Genomic DNA, 18,425 nt, shown 5'->3' with positions numbered 1-18,425 from the left:
TAGACAAAGTAGATCCGGACAAGTTACCGCTAAGCTAGTAATTCTTCAACGATTTTTTTAAATTGCGAGTAAGATTGCTCAAACACGTCGTTCACGATCTGATAATCGAATTTAGAGGCCTCACGGATCTCTTTTTCGGCGTTGGCCATACGGACTTCGATATCCGCTGGAACTCCGCCATCCCTCTTCTCGATTCTGCGGCGCAGCTCGTCAATAGACGGAGGGAGAATGAAAACGGTCTTCGCATCTGGGAATTTGGCTTTAAACGTCGCAACGCCTTGGATATCGATATCCATGATCGCGCATTTATCTTGTTTCCAGGCATTTTCAATAGACTCGAAAGATGTTCCGTAAAAATTTGTATGAACCTTCGCCCACTCTACGAAAAACCCTTCTTTGATTTTTTTCTGAAAATCCTCGGAACTGATGAAGTGATAAGGCTGCCCCTCACTTTCGCCTTTTCTCATCGCACGTGTGGTGTAAGTAACGATATCGACCAAGCGAGGATTTTCCTTGCTGAGCTTTTCGACAAAACTACTTTTTCCTGCACCACTTGGAGCGGCGACGATAATAAGACGTGTCTTCATTGGACGTTTTGTACCTGTTCTCTTAGTCTTTCAATAAGGGTTTTTGCTTCTACCACGGCTTGAGTGATCTTGGCTACTTGAGACTTTGAACCGATCGTATTCACTTCGCGGAGCAGCTCTTGGGTGTAGAAGTCCAACTTCTTCCCTTCTGCCTGCTGAGACGCCACCAACTGACGGTAGTTCTTAATGTGCTCACTCAAACGAGAGAGTTCTTCATTAATGTCAGCCTTTTCCAACTGAATCACAATTTCTTGCGACAGACGGTTCGGATCAATGTCATTTCCTTTAAGACGCGCGCGGATTTTTTGTTCAAACTTATCTTGAAGTTGTGCATTGGCTTCACCACGCAACTCACTGATAACTTTCACTTGTTTCTCTAAAGCGATCAGAAGTTTTTGCAGATCACGGCGCAGAGCTTGCCCTTCACGGATACGCTCTTTATCACAGTTCTTACAAGCATCCGCGAAAGCCTTTTTAAGAACTTTATCCTCACCTGGGAAAAGTTCGTAAGTTTCTTCAACTTTGATGATCTCTGGAAGACGTGCCAACACCTCAAGATGAACTTGAAAAGGCACACCCAACTCTTTGGAAAGATGTTTGTAAGCCATCATATACTTTTTCGCCAAAGCGTCGTTCACCGTCATTTGCGCTTTGTTCGCCGTGTTCTTCACGCGACGAGAAACGAAAACATCCACTGTTCCACGATGCAAAGACTGACCTAGAATTTTTTTAAGTTCCCCTTCATGGGCGACAAATTCTCTCGGAAGATGAAAACGAGGTTCTAAGAAACGGCCATTCACGGCGCGAATACTGACTTCAACTGTGACGTCTTTGGATTGAACTCTAGCGGTGCCGTACCCTGTCATGCTTTTCATAATAACTCCATTTTGAAACGGCCCCTCTTATGGGGTCAAGGTTTCAGAAATTTCTCGACCATGGCGCGAGCTTCATAATAGCCATCACTCCCCGCAAACCAATGAATGTCTTTGTCTCTCTGAAACCAAGTTCTTTGTCTTTTAGCGAGCTGTCGTGTGTTCTTCGAAATTTCTTCAAACAGTTGCTCAGAGTTCAGTTCGTTTTTCAAAAATGCGATGGTTTCTTTGTAACCGACACTGCTCATCGGTGCCCACGATTCCAAACCTTCGTCGAGGAGGCTTTGCACTTCTTGAACCAATCCCTGCTCTAACATTTTTTTTGTGCGAAGAGCGATCCTATCTTTGAGAACTTCCCGATCCCAGCTTGGGCCGATTTTTAAAAGAGGAAATGGAAATTCGCTGCGTGACTCGGCAAATTCGTTTTGAATCTGTGTCACACTTTTTCCCTGACTGCGAATGAGTTCAATGGCGCGTCCGATGCGATAGTGATCGGAAAGATGAATTTTTGCGCCATACTCGGGATCTTTTTCTAAAAGTTCGTTGTGAAGTTTCTCGGCACCTTCGGCGGTTTTAAGTTCTTCCTCCACAGCTTTTTGAATTTCAGGAGGAACCGGAAGAACCGGATACATTCCCTTTTCAATGGCCATAAAATAGAAACCCGTTCCGCCAACGACGAACACAGGAGTATTTTCCGGAATCTGCTCCATGCATTCGTAAAAATCCCGGCAATACTGTCCTGCCGTCATTTCTTGCGGAGGATTCACATAATCGAGCAAATAGTGACGAACCAATGCTTGCTCATCTTTTGTGGGTTTCGCCGCGCCAATATCGAGCTTTTTATAAACTTGAATAGAGTCACAGTTAACAATGACTCCGCCAAATTCTTGCGCGAGCTTTAAGGCCCACTCGGATTTTCCGGTGGCCGTGGCTCCCACGACAAAAATCACAGGCTTGCGCGGATTCTTCATCAAACGATTCGACCAAAATCTTTTTCAAGTTTGTAGAAAGGATATTCCACGCTCACAGGACGGCCATGCGGGCAGAAACTGCTTAACGGGAACATATCCATATCTCTTAAAAGACTTTTCATTTGGTCAATTCCGAGCGCTTGTCCTGCACGCACAACCGAATGGCAAGCCATCGTTGCGCAAATGTCGCCAACAACGCGCTCCAGAGAATAACTTCCGCCTTGTTCGACGATTTCATTCGCCATTTTATCAAGCACAGTGCTTAGAATAGATTCTTTAATCATCAGTGGCGCAGCTTTCACACCGATCGTGCCGGGGCCAAGAGATTCAATATGAACTCCAAGGCGTTCGATGTCTTTCGCAATTCCTAAAAGAGCTTCGACTTTTTCCGGCGACATATCAATGGCGAGTGGAAATAGGAAATCCTGCACATCAACTTTGCCACCCTTCCACGCGTTCATAAGCTTCTCGAAAACCACGCGTTCATGAGCGGCGTGCTGATCAACGAAAACGATTTTATCGCGCGCTTGAGTCACGATGTAGGTGAGATTCGCTTGCCCCAAAACTTCCAGTGACGACCAATATCCGCGCGGAGCCTCGGGCTCAGCAGATTTCATCGGTGCCATTGGCTGAGTGGCGATTTCTTCACGTGAAGCCGCGGCCTCCGCCAAAGTTTGGTAATCAATTTTTGGTTCGTTGATTGTCGCTTTAGGAAAATTAAATTCTTTTTTCTGAAATTGTGTCGCACTCAAAGAGGCGTCTTGGAAAGCCAGATTTTCTTTGGGCATCGGCGCATTTGCAAAATTCGGAAGACCTTGTGTTGAAGGATAATCCGCCGCTGACACATCGGAAAGTGGCTGCGGAGGACGAGGTCTTTGCGATTCAGCAAGCCAAGGCGCTTGCTCCAATGTGGATCTTAAAGCTCCTGCCACCGCACGGAACGCCAACGAAGGCTCTTGGAATTTCACTTGTGATTTTGTCGGATGAATATTCACATCGACACAATCCGGATCGACTTCAACCCACACGACCGCGATCGGATATTCACCGTGCATAAGAAGACTGCGATAGGCTTCATTCACGGCCGCTTGCAGGCTGCGATCTTGAATCCAGCGATTCTGCGCAAAGAGCCAGATGTTTTTTGCTGTCTTCGCGACATTGTGAGGATCCGCAAACACCGCATAAGCGCGCACGTTTTCGCGAGTCGCTTCGCCTTCAAAGAGTGGTTTGATTTCTAGAATTTGCTCAACACGGTCTTTGCGGTTTTTACAAGCAGGCCAAAAACTCACAAGCTTGCCGTTTTCCTGAATGCGGAATTCAACATCGAAGTGAGAAAGCGCCATGGCTTTGAGAGTTGTTTTAATCGCCGTGTTTTCCGCTGCGTCTGATTTTAAAAACTTCAAACGCGCAGGTGTATTGTCGAAAAGATTTTCGATCAAAATCGTTGTACCTTGCGAGCCGCCGACTTTATCAATGTGCTTCTTACGTCCGTATTCACTAATCAACTGATGAGCTTGTTCATCACCTTCGCGACGAGATGTCAGAGTCAATTTACTGACGGCCGCAATACTCGCCAATGCTTCCCCACGGAATCCGAAAGTGCGAAGCTTCCAAAGATCATCTGTTTTTGAAATTTTACTAGTAGCAAATCTTTCCAGAGCTTTGGGAAGATCTTCCGGCGACATGCCTTTGCCGTTGTCGATCACTTTCACGATACGACCGCCATCAAAGAATTCAACGTGAACTCTTGTAGCGCCAGCATCAATACTATTTTCTACAAGTTCTTTAACGAGGTGGGCAGGACGCTCCACCACTTCGCCAGCGGCAATTTGATCGACGACTTCAGGAGGTAAAACTTGAATAGACATGGAAGGAATCTGCATGAGATTCCCTCCCAAGTCACCTATTGCGCAGCGCGTGCGCACTCTCCCCATGCCTGACATTTAAGCAGTTTCATACGCAGCGCTCTAAACTCAGAAAGCGTTAAATCAAGCTCCATATCAAAACCATATTTAACGCCACCCAACTGAGAGATCGAACGATATTCCGTCGCGGCGTCAAACTGTTCGGCTTTTAAATCCAATTCTGAATAAGAAACGAAATGCATCTTTTGAGGAAATTTCGTCAAATTCCAAATGAAACGCTGTCTTTGCGATACCACTTTATCCAAAGCTTGCTTTAAATTCTTCCAGCACTTTACTTCCGTAACTAGAACTACTTTCTGTGTCGCACGATTGATAACAAGAACATCGAGCTCTCCCAGCGTCATGCCGCCCGCGTCGTATTCAATGCCACTGGCAAGAGAGAAGTCTTTGTCAGGATACTGTGTCGCCAAGGCCAGACGAGCCACTTGTTCACAGATGGCTCCATCCGGTTCAAAGTTCGCACCGGATTGCTTCAAAGCTTCAAAATACGGTTCAATATCTGCGGCAAAAGTAGTTAGAGAAAAAAGAACAAGCAGGAACGACAAAGAAAAAATACGCATCTAAAAAGCCCCCTCAAGCTGACGAGGCTTCGTTTACATCAAAGAAGTCGCATTATAAAGGAAAAACTTAGAATTCCCAGCCAAGATTCAGGCCGAAACCATAGTACTTCACTCGCTCCCAGTAGTATTTTGCGTCTGTGCGCAAAGAAAGACTGCCTAAGCGGAAAGCCATGCCGACATTAAAAACCGCGCCCAGGTTCATATCATCTGCGGAGTAGCTTAATGTCTTTGTGCCGTTCGGAACTTCCAATGTGAAGTGCGAGTATTTAAACATGGGACCGAATCCGTAATAAAACAAATTCGATTTGCTCATCGGACTTACGGTTTGCAAAAGAAAGTTTGAAATAAAAATAAATCCGTCGGCACTTTTTTTCGTCACATCCGTGTAGTAGCTAGGAGCACCAACATGGAACATGATATTGCCTTCAGCGTAAATCTCACCACTGATGATGGTATTAAAACCGTTAAATTTAACACCGTAAAAAGGCAAATACTCTGAGCGCTCTTTCCCCAGGGTATCTTCCGTGAAGTTAATAAAATCGAGCGCAGGTCCACGGTAGCGAGTGGCAAAGAAAGGTTTTTTACGTTCTTCTTTTTTATCAAAAAGTTTTTTCTCTTCCGGAGGAGGCGCCAGCTTCACAACGCCCATCTTCAAATCGGTGTCAGCAATCCAACCGACTGTCCCCGGCTTTAAACGAATTTTATAGAAAGGCCCTTTTTTGCCCGTAGAAATATTGTAAACGCCTCCGCGCTTCAAAGTCTGAATCACCGGAGCATCAAAATCCGCATCTTGATAAATCAAAGCGCCATCAGTAATAACCGTCGCCTGCTGAGCCGCCGCCCACGACAACACAGGAAAAAGAAGTGCTATAAAAAGAAGGCAAAGCCTTTTATTTAAAACGCATGAGCCAAACACGATAGAAGGCCTCAACGACAATCTTTAGCGACATCTTGCTTTGACCAACTCGGCGATCTTCAAAAACAATCGGCGACTCCGCACCTTTAAAACCTTTTTTCATCGCTTTATATTTAAGCTCAATTTGAAAGCTGTAACCGTTAGACTCTACCGTTGAAAGATCAATGCCTTGAAGAACTTCTTTCTTCCAAGCATTAAATCCGCCGGTCCAATCGTTCAAAGGAAAGCCCAAGATCAAGCGCGCATAGATACCACCACCGCGAGAGATGATCTTACGCATAAGACCCCAGTTGACCGTGCGACCGCCCTCAATATAACGAGAACCCACTGCAAAATCATTGGTTTCTAACTTTTTAAGCAACGGTCCTAAATCTTCAGGACGGTGAGAAAAATCCGCATCCATTTCAGTGATGGCTTCATATCCATGATCCATGCCCCAACGAAAGCCCGCAATATAAGCTTTTCCCAAGCCCTGCTTGCCCGGACGAGAAAGAAGATGAAGCTGCGGAATGTTTTTCTGCATTTCACGAACAATGGCGCCCGTTCCATCTGGAGAATTGTCGTCGACAACCAGAATATCGACGCCCAAGTTTTGAGCTAAAACGGCAGGTACAATCGCCTGAATATTTTCTTTTTCATTGTACGTAGGAATCACGATGAGTGTTTTCATGCACCTCTAAGCTGTCACAAAGAGGGCCTTTAGGCAACTCTTAGATCAAATAGAGCGGGAGACCAAGCGGCCTTTTTCTTTAGCTTGAAGAGCTTTAGCCTTCTCTGCAGGAATTGCGGGCAAATTGAGCGGTTTTGCAAGCAAATACTTTGGATCCTGCTTGCGCATATCCAACTGTGCTTTCACCTTCTGAGCTGCCTGCTCCGGATGCTTCAAATACAAGACAGGATCAAATCCGCAAGAACGACAAACAACTGAAAGGCGCCAGCGAATCTTCACGAACACTTCCGAAAGAGCCAAGCACACCACGAATGCAATCATCACGCGCGGATCATACTGTTGCCAGATCGCGAACATCACAACAATGGACGCCAAAGCACTGCCAACAATATTCATCAAAGAGATATTCTTCTTACGATAAATACGGCGGGGACTTTTACAGAAAGCGCAAAAACAGTTGTGACGTTTATGAAATAAAGAAAACATACAACCATTTTGCCAAAAATGAGGTCTAGAACGAAAGATGAATTTTTGAAAAATGACAAAGGCTTGCTAGAATCAAGGAATGCAAATATCTAAAGCAATTCAATTCGTTTTGATCGCATTATCCCTCTTTTCCGCTCCCACCTTGGTCCAGGCAGCAGGCTCCTCTTCTGAGTATGAAGAAGTCAGCTACGACGATTTGCTCAACGAACTGAGCGCAAAAAAGAATCATTTAGCTAAAAAACAAAACAGCTCTTTTGATGACGTGCGCTTGCATGCGGGAATTGGTTACGCCAACTCCTTCTCGAACATTTCAGCAAACAAACAAAACTTCAATCGTCACGCCAGCGGCATTCAACTTTCGCTGGGAATGGATTTGTTTTCACCGAATTGGTACTCCGAAGGAGTGTTTAGAAATTACGGCCTCACCTCCTCTGGCAGTGAAGAGTTCACGCTGCGTGAGTTTGATCTTAAGATCGGCTACACCAACAAGCTTGAAAGCGTTTGGAATTACACCATCAGTTCCGGTCTTTCCAACCGCTTCTTGAAATTTTCTGATCCTTCCAGAGACATCAGCGTGGATTCAACGACGCCGTCTTTGGTTGTCTCTACAGGATTCATCGCGCAAGTTCATAAAAATCTTTCTTTAGGTGCTGAGGTCAGCGCAAGAACGGCCGTTGTGAACGACACTTCTGATAAAAACTCCTTTGACTTTGCATTTCGTCTTAACACCTCTCTATAATTGAGGGGTGGATGTTTTAATACTTATACTCTGCCTTCTTGTTTTCACTTTGGGTCTTGCACTTTTCTCTAATCAAGCAAGATCCAACCAAGATATTCCCTTTGAATTAAAACCCAACTGTCTGCTCACCCGTTTTCCTTTGCTCTTTGTCACGGGCCCGCGCTCGATTTTTTATTTTAAATCTTACTGGAATATCTATACAGTGTTTTTGGCTGAACATGGCTATGAAGTTTTCACACTGCACCTTCCTTGGAACAATCCTCAACAGCGCCAAGAACGTTTTTTGTATTTCCTGAAGCAACAGGAAACTCACAACCGACATTTTCACTTGATTCTGGATGCCGTGACCTTTCAAGAATTTGAAGGAGTGATCCGTGAGCATAAATCATCGGCACTCATGAGCTTAACCGAAATGGTGGACCCGGGACTTTCTCTTAAGTCACATCATCTCTCGGCCCTCCCCATCCCAACGGCAGAGGTCGAGTGTCTTCCCTCGCAAAAGAGCAGTTTATTTCTTAAGTTCGCTTATGGCCTTCATCAATGGCTTACGAAAAAGAAAGATCTTCCTTCACTCAGCACTCTGGGAGCGAACAAAGACACGGCTATTTCTAATTGTCTGCTTCTGCTTGAGCGCGCGCAAACTTTGGCAGAAATGGATCTTCGAGAGGACCGTCCCCTTTAAATCCCTTGCTTAAGTACAGACGCGGTGGTGCAATAAAACCATGAGCGACTACAGAGACGTGACACCCCAGAATCAGCCCCACTTCGAAACGGCCAAAGAGGTCGTTCGCTATATCATCAACTACCTTCGCCACCCGATTGAAAAAATCAAAACATTGCCCGAGTGGAATTGGCCGGTGTTGATTATCACGCTGATCGTTCTTTCGATGGCTTCGGGTGTGTTAACGGGGCTTGTGCCTCCGAACTTTTTCAGAATCATGGGCGGCTTTATCATCTCTCCTATCGTTGGAGTGGTGACAACATTCATCGGCTCTTTGTTCATCTACTACTATTTCCAAGTGTACGAAAAAAGAACGTGCTCTCTTCGCAAGATCTTTACTTTGGTTCTTTTCGCCAACATTCCATTTTTTGTATTTCAAGTAGGCTCAGAGATGATTCCACCGATCACTTTGGTCGGCTTTGCATTCACGGCACTCTTAATGGCAGTAGGTTTGACTGAAAACTTCCAAATGGAAAAACGCAGATCCATTCGTCTCGTCACCATCCTTTTTGCAATCGTGTTTATCTTGTGGTTGTGGAATCGTATCGATATTTCTCGTCTGGAAAGACTGGGATAATTTAGATGTCATTTCAAAATAAAAAAGCCCGGCAAAAAACCGGGCCTTTTTATTTTCTAAATCGGAAAAATTACTTCACAACAGAAGAGCAAGTCAGATCAATGTGGTAGTAACCTTGATCCATCAAGTCCATTTGAATAGTCAAAAGCCCCGGGAAGGATTTCTCTGTCTGACCTGTCACAGAGTCAGGAATATAAACCATAGCATCCCAGCGGCCATTTTCATCAGAACCATGAAAGCTGCGATAAGCTTGACCACCGAACTTATAAGAATATCCTGACCCTGCTTCTTCAATACTGTTTGCATCATAAAGACCTGTGAGCAAGAAGCGACCTGAATAAGGTTTTCTAAATTGAGAGTTTGGAATCTCAATGCCCACGCGAACCGTTGTTTCCGTCCCGATATCCGCGGTACCTAAAGTATAAGGAACAATGATCGTATTTCCCTTTGCATCCTTTTGCCAGTTGTCATCTAGGACAAGAGCAGGATCGTAATCCAAATACACCTTGATTTTACTTTTTGACTTGCTCACTTCTTGGCAAGTGACAGCTTGGCGACTGGCTTGAGCCTGAGCCGCAAACACAAGAACTAACAAACCTAAAATAGATTTTTTCATAAAGCCTCCTAAGACGGTTAAAAATCGTGAGCGGAGACTACACCCAAAGATAGCGAAACAATTGTCAGGATTGAAAATCTGGAAAATCTTTTTTGAACGTCCAAGGATTAGACAGGCATCAGAAGCCCTGCTCAGGGCTTCTGCAATAAAATACTTAGAATTCCCTAGGCACGGCCCGTGGAACCAAAACCACCGGCACCGCGCTCCGTGGAACCCAATTCGTCAACTAACTGAAAGTGCGCTTGGAGAACCGGAGCAATCACTAGCTGAGCACAACGCTCTTGATCTTCGATTGTCACAGTTTCGTTACCCAAATTGATGATGATGATTTTAACTTCACCGCGATAATCAGCATCAATGGTGCCCGGAGTATTCAAAACCGTCACACCATTTTTCGCTGCAAAACCACTGCGCGGACGCGCTTGAATTTCGTATCCCAGTGGAATCTCAAAAGACAAACCCGTTGGAATCAACGCTCTTTCACCAGGATTTAAAACAACAGGGCCCGCAAGTTGCGCGCGAACATCAAAACCACTCGCACCCAAAGATTGATATTGAGGAAGTTCACCGTGGAAATTTTCAAGTTTTTTAACTTTCACTGCGATCTTTTGCATACGATCTCCTTACCTGCCGGCATTCACCGTTTATAGCTCTAAATCTTCCCACCAAGTTTTAAGCTCCGTCACGCCAGGGCCTAACAAAACGCCCGAAGCTTGCGACAGATCCAATTCTTGACGGATGTAGTGATTCACAGAATCGACAGAAACTTTTTTAATCTCTTCGATCACAGAATCCACCGAACGATATTGGCCAAAGACGATCTCATTGACTGCCAAAGATGTCATGCGATTTTCAATATCATCCGAGCCTAGCAAGATGCTTCCAATGACTTGCGTCTTAAACATTTCGACATCGTGTTTTGATACGCCCTGCTTACGGATCTTCTGCATTTCTTTAGAAATCAAATCGCCGACTTTGCGAGCGTTTTTAACTTCCGTTCCCGCATAGATCGTGAGCATTCCAGAATCCATGTGCGTATTTAAACTTGAGTGAATTGTGTAAACGAGGCCTCTTTTTTCGCGCACACTTTGGTAAAGTTTGGAAGTCATCCCTCCACCCAACAAAGTGTTCGTGATCACAGCCTCAAAACGATGTTTGTCTTTAAAGCTGGCCGTCGGAAATCCCATAAGCATGTGCACTTGCTCGGCCTGTTTTTCCACGACATGACGACGCTTCAACCAACGAGGCACGGAGCGCTTACTCTTCAGCGTTGTGGTCTTTTTAGGCCCCAAACGCTTTGTAATTCCCGCCATCAATTCGTCATGATCCAGACAACCTGCCGCACTGACGATGATGTTTTTCCCGGTGTAAGTTTTTTTATAATAATCCATCACCTGCTTTTGCTTCATCAAAGCGATGGACTCTGGCGTTCCTAAAATAGGACGGCCGAGCGGATGCTTTCCATAAACAACATCATAGAAGACGTCATAGATAAGCTCTTCGTGGCTGTCTTCAGACATCGCGATCTCTTGCAGAATCACGCCTTTTTCAAGACCGAATTCTTTTTTTGTGAGATGCATGTTTGAAATAAGATCTGAAAGAACATCGAGAGCTTTCTCCCAGTGATCCTTCAAAACCATGGCGTGATAACAAGTGTATTCACGAGTGGTGTAAGCGTTTAAATCCCCACCCAAAGCTTCCAAAGACTTGGCAATCTGATATGCCGAACGAGTTTTTGTGCCTTTGAAAACAAGATGTTCAAGAAGGTGCGAGATTCCCGCCACCTCAGGAGTTTCATCACGAGTCCCGGTTAAAACCCAGACGCTGATAGAAACGGCACGGGACCCTGGATGAAGTTCACTCACCACTCGGATCCCGTTAGAAAGTTCAGATTTTTTGAACTTAGTATTCATTCTTATTGCAGAAGAGCCTTGCGAGAAAGCTTGATACGACCAGCGCGGTCGACTTCAAGGACTTTCACGTCGATGATTTCGCCTTCTTTAAGTACGTCAGTCACTGCGCGTACTCTTTCGTTAGCGATTTCAGAGATGTGCAAAAGACCTTGTGTGTTTGGCAAGATTTCAACGAAAGCACCGAATTCCGCGATTTTCACGATACGGCCTTTGTATGTCTTACCCACTTCAGCTTCCGCAACGATGTCGTTGATCATGCCGATAGCTTTTTTAGTAGCTTCAGGATCAGCAGACGCGATGTGGATTGTACCGTCGTCTTCGATCTCGATCTTAACGCCAGTCGCTTCAGTGATACCACGGATCACTTTACCACCAGAACCGATCACTTCGCGGATCTTATCTGGTTTAATTTTGATCGTTTCGATACGAGGAGCAAATTCAGAGATTTGACCACGAGCTACTTTGATCACTTTTTCCATCTCATTCAAGATGTGCGCGCGACCTTCTTTAGCTTGCGCCAAAGCTTGATCCATCACATCGAAAGAAACAGAGTCGATTTTGATATCCATTTGAAGAGCTGTGATACCTTGTGGAGTACCCGCAACTTTAAAGTCCATATCACCCAAGTGATCTTCATCACCCAAGATGTCAGTCAATACTGCTACGCGGTCGCCTTCTTTAATAAGACCCATTGCCACACCGGCAACGTTTCCTTTGATAGGTACACCGGCATCAAGCATCGCCATCGTTCCCGCACAAACAGAACCCATTGAAGAAGAACCATTCGACTCAAGAACTTCAGACACGATACGGATTGTGTAAGGGAATTTCTCGTGATCAGGAAGAACGGCTTTTAAAGCGCGCTCTGCCAAGTTACCGTGACCGATTTCACGACGACCTTGACCACCGAAACGACCTACTTCACCTACAGAGTATGGAGGGAAGTTGTAGTGAAGCATGAATTTGCGCTTTTGAGTTCCCAAAAGTGCATCCACCATTTGCTCATCGTCACCTGTTCCCAAAGTCACTGTGCCCAAACATTGAGTTTCACCACGAGTGAACAAACCAGAACCGTGCGCACGAGGCAACAAGCCCACTTCGTTAGCGATAGGACGTACTGTTTTCACATCACGGCCATCGATACGAACTTTTTTATCCAAGATCATAGAACGAGCTTCGTGGTATTTAATTTCTTCCACGATCGTCGCCAATTCTTTTTTACGCTGTTTTGCCAAATCTTTGTCAGTGATAGATGCCAACAAAGTCGCTTCCGCTTCGGCGTGAGCTGCAGCTACGGCGGCATAACGATCTTGTTTTACTTTGATCGCAAGAGCTGCGGCGATTTTAGATTTCAACAAAGACTCTGCTTGGCCTTTGAAGTCAGCGTCAATCACGGGAGCTGTGAACGCGCGTTTTGCTTTCGAACCCATTTTTTCACGAAGTTCGTCTTGCGCATTCAAAAGAGGCATCATGGATTGGTGACCGAATTTCAAAGCCGCCAAACAATCTGCTTCAGAGATGAATTTCGTTTCTCCTTCCACCATCAACAAACCATTGCGAGTTCCCGCAACGATCATGTCCATGTCAGATTTTTCCAACTGTTGTGGAGTTGGGTTGGCAACGAATTGACCGTCAACGCGCGCTACTTGAATAGCTGCTGTAGGGCCATTGAATGGAATGTCAGAAACGTGAAGAGCTGCAGAAGCACCCAAGCTTGAAAGAATCTCAAGAGGGAATGCACCGTCTGCAGAAAGAACCGTCGCCACAACTTGTGTTTCATGACGGTAGCCTTCTGGGAAAGAAGGACGAATAGGTCTGTCGATCAAACGCGCCGTCAAAACAGCGTCCGTTGTCGGTTTACCTTCACGTTTGAAGTACCCGCCTGGAATTTTACCAGTCGCATAGAATTTTTCGATGTATTCAACTGTGAGAGGGAAGAAATCAAGCTCAGAAGCTTTTTTGGAAGAAACCGCAGTAACAAGAACCATGTTGTTACCACAAGTGACAAGAGCGGAACCGTCCGCTTGCTTTGCCAAACGGCCTGTTTCGATGGTGATCTGTTTTCCGCCCACCGAAGTAGTGACAGTCGTTTTCATTAAATCTCCTTGAAAATATCGCAAAGCCTTTATGCTTTGCTGGAAGTTGCTCTATTGCTGTTCAGCGTGCGCTCTTGGCGCTTCGGTTCTCCCGGCACCGCCGGAAAAACCAGAAGGGGCACGAAGCCCCTTCCATTTCGATTACTTACGGATATCAAGAGCTTTGATAAGCGCCTGGTAACGAGTACCGTCTTTGCGGTGTAGGTAATCCAAAAGTTTTCTTCTTTTATTAACCATAGTCACAAGACCACGGCGACCGTGATGATCTTTCTTGTGAGTAGAGAAGTGAGCTGTCAAATCGTTGATTTTCGCAGTCAAAAGAGCCACTTGAACTTCTGGAGATCCAGTATCAAGGTCTGCTGTTTTGAATTTTTTTACGATTTGTGATTTGTTCTCTTTTGTGACTGCCATTAAAGTCTCCTGTTCTTTATTTTTTCGATTTTAGTAAGCCCGCAAACCCCGCCGTCGTCATGGCTGTCGATCGTTAGAGTTTATGAGTGCTGCTTCAGCCTTTCGGCTCTGCCGGCGTCCGCCGAATTTATAGGTTCTAACCCTTTAGCCCCACCCCGTCAATATTTAAAGACTCGGCGGAGAGCAAAGCCTTTTCCAGGCTCTAAGCCAATCAAAGCGAGCATTTGCCCGTCATCTTGACCGATAATTTGGACGTATTGGTCCTCAGACGGCTTAAAAGCCGTGATCAGCTGAGTTCTGAGGTCATGGCTGATTTGCCCATTCCCCAAAAGCACTCTATCTTGCCCTTTAACGCGGATTCTTTTGACCTGAGGTAAAGCCATTTCCATGGGGACAAAGGCGTCTCCCCATGCGCCCCCTTTGACTGAGGCTTCAATAGCCTCCAAAGTCTGCGCTTGATGCAACAGATAAGGAGCAGACCACGTTCTACGAAGAGCACTCATCGCCGCCCCGCAACCCACAGCCTTCCCTAACAGGTCGACCCAGGTGCGGATATAACTGCCTTTCGTGCATTTGATATCAAACTCGGCCCAATCAGAGCCGACATCGACAGGAGTCACGTCCCAGAACTTCATGACCTTTTTCGGGATCACGACTTGTTCGTCTTCGCGGGCATACTCATAGAGCTTCTTCCCCTGAACCTTGATCGCCGAATAAATAGGCACTTCAAGTTCCATCTCGCCTTGAAGCTTTGCCGCCTCAGCCAAGATAAGTTCGCGGGTTAAATCGACGGGTTTGGTTTCTAAAACGGTCCCGGTCGTATCCAAAGTGTCCGTACGAACGCCAAATTGCGCACGCACACGATATCCTTTGTCGCCTTCCAAGATATACTGACTGAGTTTTGTGCCCTCGTTAATAAGGCACGCCATCAATCCTGACGCCATAGGGTCTAAAGTCCCTGAATGGCCGACAGCTTTTGTACCGAGGATACGACGAAGCCTCGCCACGACATCATGACTAGAAATCCCTGGTGGTTTATCAACCAACAGAAGACCATTAAATTGTTTCGTATTATTCGTCATCAGACTCTTCTGTTTTGCCCGCAGATTTTCTTTCTTCTTCAAGTTCATGAAGAATGCGTTCGACTTTCAAAACCTGCTCTGTTGTGTGATCAGGATAGAAAGTGAGTTTCGGGCAATAGCGCATTTTGAGTTCTTTACCGATGAAGTTTTGAATCTCAAAAGCTCGTTCTTGCAAAAGCTCCAACGCCTCTTCTTGTTGGGCGTCGGAACCTAAAACACTGATATAAACTTTCGCGGCACGAAGATCCGCCGGCATTTTCACCTGAGACACGGTCACCAGACCTGGCAAAGGAGTTTTAAAACCACGGATCAAAAACTGAGCGATGGTAGCTTGAATTTCTCTTTCTACGCGAGCGACTCTGCGCCCATCACCCATGTTCTTCATTAGTGAGTCCCCGAGCTGAGTTCACGTGCAACTTCTTTTTTCACGTATGCTTCCATCATATCGCCCACTTTAACGTCGTTATAGTTTTCGATACCGATACCGCATTCGTAACCTTGCGCCACTTCTTTCGCGTCATCTTTGAAGCGCTTAAGTGAAGAGATCTTTCCTTCGTAAACGATTTTATTTTCACGAAGCAAACGGATCATATTGTTACGTTGAACTTTACCATCAATTACGAAGCAACCAGCAATGACGCCGACTTTAGGTACGTTGAATGTGTTACGCACTTCTGCGCGACCCATAACTTCTTCCACCACATCTGGAGAAAGAAGACCCGCCATCGCGGCTTTCATCTGATCGATCAATTCGTAAACGATAGAGTACGTTCTGATGTCGACACCCAATTGTTTCGCTTTAGCCTGTGCGCCCAAGTCTGGACGTACGTTGAAGCCCAAAACGATACCTTTGGAAGTATTCGCCAAGGTCACGTCGTTCTCTGTGATACCGCCGACAGCGGCGTGGATCACACGTGCTTTCACTTCTGGAGTTGAAAGCTTCGAAAGCATGCCGTTGATCGCTTCAAGAGAGCCATGAACGTCCGCTTTCAGGATGATCGCAAGTTCTTTCACATCACCCGTTTTAACCTTCGCGAAGATCTCATCCAAAGAAAGTTTTTGTGCAGGTGTTGATGCTGCAGCCAAAGCTTTATTCTTACGAAGAGTCGACATTTCTTCAGCAGTTCTTTCATCTTTAACAATGTCGAACTGATCACCGGCTGCTGGAACACCATCAAGACCCAAAACTTCGGCTGGAAGACCCGGACCGACAGATTGAATTCTTTCGCCTTTGTCGTTCATCAAAGAACGAACACGGCCTTTCATAGTGCCGGCAACGATGTACTGACCCACTTCAACTGTTCCGTCTTTAACTAGAAGAGTTGCCACAGGGCCTTTGCCTTTTTCCATTTTCGCTTCGATCACAAGACCTGTGCCGGAGCGTTTTGGATTGGCTTTCAATTCACCGACTTCAGCCAACAGTTTGATTTGCTCAAGAAGCTCTTTCAAACCTGTTTTCTTCAAAGCGGAAACTTCAACAAAGATTGTGTTACCGCCCCATTCTTCAGGAACGATTTCAAGCTCTGTTAATTGTTGCTTGATACGCTCTGGGTTTGCACCCGGCTTATCCATTTTGTTCACAGCAACGATAATGGGAACGCCCGCCGCTTTCGCGTGGCTGATAGATTCTTGAGTTTGCGGCATCATACCGTCATCCGCCGCAACGACGATGACAGCGATATCTGTCGCATTCGCACCGCGCGTACGCATTGCCGTGAAGGCTTCGTGGCCCGGAGTATCCAAGAATGTGATCAAAGAACCATCTTCAATTTTTACCGAGTACGCACCAATGTGCTGAGTGATACCGCCGGCCTCGCCCGCAGCAACGTCAGCATTACGGATTGCATCTAACAAAGATGTTTTACCGTGGTCGACGTGACCCATGATTGTCACAACAGGTGGACGAGTGACTTTTTCAGCATCCAATTCACCGAAGGCTGTTTCTTGCGCCACGTCTTCCGCTGTTTTGAAGACGTTTTGTGCTTCCCAACCGAACTCCGGAACGATCAAAGCGATCGTATCGAAATCAAGATCCGTGTTCATGTTGGCCATCACACCGTTCGTCATCAAAACTTTAACGAGTTGTGGAGCTTTCAAGCCCATTTCCATCGCCAAGTCAGAAAGCTTCATCGTGTTGTTTACTTTAACAACACGTTTGTGAGCTGCTGCCGTTGTGATTTGCGTTTTCATCGCTTCACGGTCCAACATGCCTTTTTTCTTTTTAGGCTGGAAGACCATTTCGCGTTTACGGAATTCAACCGCGTTGAAGCTTGCTACTTCTTCTTCTTTTTCTTTTTCGCGCTCACGAGTTGCACCCGCAGCTGCCGCTGGGCCTGCACCGATTTTTTTGCGCTTATCAAAATCTCTTCTAAAATCACTGTCTGGCATTGGTTCAGGAGGCTGGGCCGCCGCTACGAATCCTGTACGGATGTTGCGAGTCGGTGCACCACCTGCTGGTCTATTGAATCCACCCGGACGAGGTTGGAAGCCACCGCCAGGCCCGCTACGTTCACCGCGATCGCCACCAGGTCCACCAGATCTTGGTTGATAACCACCTTGAGGGCGTTCACCGCGTTGCGGAGTTTGCGGCTGGACACGGGAAAGATCCATACGACCGATGATATTTCTTTTCGCTGTTGTTGTCGCCGGAGTAGATGAACTTGCAACACCGCTTGTTCCCACAACCACTTCCTTCTTACGAGCTTGTGCTGCCGGAGCCGCCACAGGCGCTGGTTCAGCCGCCGGAGTCGGAGCTGCTTTTGCAACCACCGGTTCAGGTTTTGTTTCTACCGGAGCCGCTTCTTCTTTTGCGACAACCTTTTCTTCAACAGTGGAAGCCGGAGCTGCATGAGCTTCTTCGGTTTCCTTCGCTGCTGGAGTTTTCTTCACAACCACGCGAGTTGTTTTTGTCGGAGCTGCCTCTTCCGCTTCTTCAGCTTCAGGTTTAGCTATGACTTTCGCCTTCGGAGCTTCAACAGGAGCCTCGTCTTTTTTACGACGAATCACAGAAGACTTCGCGGCTGCAGGAGCTGCAGTTTCAGTCTCTGCCGCTGCTGCGGCTTTCTTCGGAGCTGCCTTACGGGTTGCTGCTTTTTTCGGTTTAGCCTCTTCAGCCGGCTTATCGCCGCCAGAGAGTTTAATTTTAATTTGCTCTAGAACTGTCGGATCCAGCTCCGCCATGTGACTTTTCACAGGCAAATTCCACTCACGGATTTTATCCATGAGGGCTAGCGGGGTCATCCCGATCTCTTTTGCAAATTCAAAAACCTTTGGATTACTCACT

General features: G+C 46.2%; 19 protein-coding genes. 3 read left to right on the top strand and 16 right to left on the bottom strand.

Annotated features, from left to right (window positions below):
• Positions 1-29 precede the first annotated feature (29 nt).
• The 8 genes from gmk to ACLSSO_RS07165 form a co-directional block, all read right to left on the bottom strand.
• A complete protein-coding gene (gene gmk, locus ACLSSO_RS07200) occupies positions 30-587 on the bottom strand; it encodes a guanylate kinase (RefSeq protein ID WP_413944508.1) in 558 nt (185 codons plus the stop codon).
• A complete protein-coding gene (locus ACLSSO_RS07195; protein WP_413944507.1) occupies positions 584-1,462 on the bottom strand; it encodes a YicC/YloC family endoribonuclease in 879 nt (292 codons plus the stop codon). Before ACLSSO_RS07195 ends, gmk begins: the two co-directional genes overlap by 4 nt.
• Before the next feature lie 35 nt (positions 1,463-1,497).
• Positions 1,498-2,430: a tRNA (adenosine(37)-N6)-dimethylallyltransferase MiaA gene (miaA, locus tag ACLSSO_RS07190; RefSeq protein ID WP_413944506.1), complete on the bottom strand. Its 933-nt coding sequence runs from the start codon at positions 2,428-2,430 to the stop codon at positions 1,498-1,500.
• Complete coding sequence (gene mutL, locus ACLSSO_RS07185) at positions 2,430-4,313, bottom strand: DNA mismatch repair endonuclease MutL (protein ID WP_295906194.1); 1,884 nt, start codon at positions 4,311-4,313, stop codon at positions 2,430-2,432. Before mutL ends, miaA begins: the two co-directional genes overlap by 1 nt.
• Before the next feature lie 20 nt (positions 4,314-4,333).
• Entirely contained in the window at positions 4,334-4,915 is a 582-nt protein-coding gene (locus tag ACLSSO_RS07180; RefSeq protein ID WP_295906193.1) for a hypothetical protein, read from the bottom strand.
• A 67-nt stretch (positions 4,916-4,982) separates the two neighbouring features.
• The gene (locus ACLSSO_RS07175; protein ID WP_295906192.1) at positions 4,983-5,831 is read right to left on the bottom strand and encodes an SH3 domain-containing protein; all 849 of its coding nucleotides are present in this window, start codon (positions 5,829-5,831) and stop codon (positions 4,983-4,985) included.
• Positions 5,806-6,501 (bottom strand): polyprenol monophosphomannose synthase, encoded by a 696-nt coding sequence (locus ACLSSO_RS07170; protein WP_413944505.1) that lies wholly within the window; start codon positions 6,499-6,501, stop codon positions 5,806-5,808. The genes ACLSSO_RS07175 and ACLSSO_RS07170 overlap by 26 nt, the downstream gene beginning before the upstream one ends.
• Before the next feature lie 45 nt (positions 6,502-6,546).
• The gene (locus ACLSSO_RS07165) at positions 6,547-6,987 is read right to left on the bottom strand and encodes a hypothetical protein (RefSeq protein WP_413944504.1); all 441 of its coding nucleotides are present in this window, start codon (positions 6,985-6,987) and stop codon (positions 6,547-6,549) included.
• A gap of 79 nt (positions 6,988-7,066) precedes the next feature.
• On the opposite strand from ACLSSO_RS07165, the gene ACLSSO_RS07160 reads away from it, so the two are divergent.
• The 3 genes from ACLSSO_RS07160 to ACLSSO_RS07150 are packed head-to-tail and all read left to right on the top strand — an operon-like array spanning position 7,067 to position 9,024.
• Entirely contained in the window at positions 7,067-7,726 is a 660-nt protein-coding gene (locus ACLSSO_RS07160; protein ID WP_295903902.1) for a hypothetical protein, read from the top strand.
• A gap of 7 nt (positions 7,727-7,733) precedes the next feature.
• Positions 7,734-8,408, top strand: coding sequence for a hypothetical protein (locus tag ACLSSO_RS07155; RefSeq protein WP_295903900.1), 675 nt, complete (start codon positions 7,734-7,736; stop codon positions 8,406-8,408).
• 40 nt (positions 8,409-8,448) lie between these two features.
• A complete protein-coding gene (locus ACLSSO_RS07150) occupies positions 8,449-9,024 on the top strand; it encodes a YIP1 family protein (RefSeq protein ID WP_295903899.1) in 576 nt (191 codons plus the stop codon).
• A gap of 70 nt (positions 9,025-9,094) precedes the next feature.
• Here ACLSSO_RS07150 and ACLSSO_RS07145 read toward each other — a convergent pair whose 3' ends face one another.
• From ACLSSO_RS07145 to infB, 8 genes are all read right to left on the bottom strand, one after another.
• Positions 9,095-9,640: a hypothetical protein gene (locus ACLSSO_RS07145; protein WP_413944503.1), complete on the bottom strand. Its 546-nt coding sequence runs from the start codon at positions 9,638-9,640 to the stop codon at positions 9,095-9,097.
• A gap of 164 nt (positions 9,641-9,804) precedes the next feature.
• Positions 9,805-10,254: a dUTP diphosphatase gene (gene dut / locus ACLSSO_RS07140; RefSeq protein WP_295903897.1), complete on the bottom strand. Its 450-nt coding sequence runs from the start codon at positions 10,252-10,254 to the stop codon at positions 9,805-9,807.
• A gap of 30 nt (positions 10,255-10,284) precedes the next feature.
• Entirely contained in the window at positions 10,285-11,553 is a 1,269-nt protein-coding gene (locus tag ACLSSO_RS07135; protein WP_295903896.1) for a M16 family metallopeptidase, read from the bottom strand.
• Positions 11,554-11,555: 2 nt separating this feature from the next.
• Entirely contained in the window at positions 11,556-13,649 is a 2,094-nt protein-coding gene (gene pnp / locus ACLSSO_RS07130; RefSeq protein ID WP_295903894.1) for a polyribonucleotide nucleotidyltransferase, read from the bottom strand.
• Positions 13,650-13,790: 141 nt separating this feature from the next.
• Entirely contained in the window at positions 13,791-14,060 is a 270-nt protein-coding gene (rpsO, locus tag ACLSSO_RS07125) for a 30S ribosomal protein S15 (protein ID WP_295903891.1), read from the bottom strand.
• 158 nt (positions 14,061-14,218) lie between these two features.
• Complete coding sequence (gene truB, locus ACLSSO_RS07120; RefSeq protein WP_413944502.1) at positions 14,219-15,142, bottom strand: tRNA pseudouridine(55) synthase TruB; 924 nt, start codon at positions 15,140-15,142, stop codon at positions 14,219-14,221.
• Positions 15,132-15,527 (bottom strand): 30S ribosome-binding factor RbfA, encoded by a 396-nt coding sequence (gene rbfA, locus ACLSSO_RS07115; RefSeq protein WP_295903887.1) that lies wholly within the window; start codon positions 15,525-15,527, stop codon positions 15,132-15,134. Before rbfA ends, truB begins: the two co-directional genes overlap by 11 nt.
• Positions 15,527-18,424 carry a translation initiation factor IF-2 gene (infB, locus tag ACLSSO_RS07110; RefSeq protein ID WP_295903884.1) on the bottom strand — a complete coding sequence of 966 codons (2,898 nt, stop codon included), beginning with the start codon at positions 18,422-18,424 and terminating at the stop codon, positions 15,527-15,529. Before infB ends, rbfA begins: the two co-directional genes overlap by 1 nt.
• Position 18,425: the final 1 nt, after the last annotated feature.

Origin of the sequence: Bdellovibrio sp. HCB-162 (genome assembly GCF_047344985.1) — a bacterium.
GTDB lineage: Bacteria > Bdellovibrionota > Bdellovibrionia > Bdellovibrionales > Bdellovibrionaceae > Bdellovibrio.
Note: the sequence above shows the minus strand (reverse complement) of the source record. Positions and strands in the feature narration are given on the sequence as shown.

Coding starts and splice junctions, on each gene's coding strand:
- gmk (WP_413944508.1), bottom strand. CDS start 587: ATGAAGACACGTCTTATTATCGTCGCCGCTCCAAGTGGTGCAGGAAAA.
- ACLSSO_RS07195 (WP_413944507.1), bottom strand. CDS start 1,462: ATGAAAAGCATGACAGGGTACGGCACCGCTAGAGTTCAATCCAAAGAC.
- miaA (WP_413944506.1), bottom strand. CDS start 2,430: ATGAAGAATCCGCGCAAGCCTGTGATTTTTGTCGTGGGAGCCACGGCC.
- mutL (WP_295906194.1), bottom strand. CDS start 4,313: ATGCAGATTCCTTCCATGTCTATTCAAGTTTTACCTCCTGAAGTCGTC.
- ACLSSO_RS07180 (WP_295906193.1), bottom strand. CDS start 4,915: ATGCGTATTTTTTCTTTGTCGTTCCTGCTTGTTCTTTTTTCTCTAACT.
- ACLSSO_RS07170 (WP_413944505.1), bottom strand. CDS start 6,501: ATGAAAACACTCATCGTGATTCCTACGTACAATGAAAAAGAAAATATT.
- ACLSSO_RS07165 (WP_413944504.1), bottom strand. CDS start 6,987: ATGTTTTCTTTATTTCATAAACGTCACAACTGTTTTTGCGCTTTCTGT.
- ACLSSO_RS07160 (WP_295903902.1), top strand. CDS start 7,067: ATGCAAATATCTAAAGCAATTCAATTCGTTTTGATCGCATTATCCCTC.
- ACLSSO_RS07150 (WP_295903899.1), top strand. CDS start 8,449: ATGAGCGACTACAGAGACGTGACACCCCAGAATCAGCCCCACTTCGAA.
- ACLSSO_RS07145 (WP_413944503.1), bottom strand. CDS start 9,640: ATGAAAAAATCTATTTTAGGTTTGTTAGTTCTTGTGTTTGCGGCTCAG.
- dut (WP_295903897.1), bottom strand. CDS start 10,254: ATGCAAAAGATCGCAGTGAAAGTTAAAAAACTTGAAAATTTCCACGGT.
- ACLSSO_RS07135 (WP_295903896.1), bottom strand. CDS start 11,553: ATGAATACTAAGTTCAAAAAATCTGAACTTTCTAACGGGATCCGAGTG.
- pnp (WP_295903894.1), bottom strand. CDS start 13,649: ATGAAAACGACTGTCACTACTTCGGTGGGCGGAAAACAGATCACCATC.
- rpsO (WP_295903891.1), bottom strand. CDS start 14,060: ATGGCAGTCACAAAAGAGAACAAATCACAAATCGTAAAAAAATTCAAA.
- truB (WP_413944502.1), bottom strand. CDS start 15,142: ATGACGAATAATACGAAACAATTTAATGGTCTTCTGTTGGTTGATAAA.
- rbfA (WP_295903887.1), bottom strand. CDS start 15,527: ATGAAGAACATGGGTGATGGGCGCAGAGTCGCTCGCGTAGAAAGAGAA.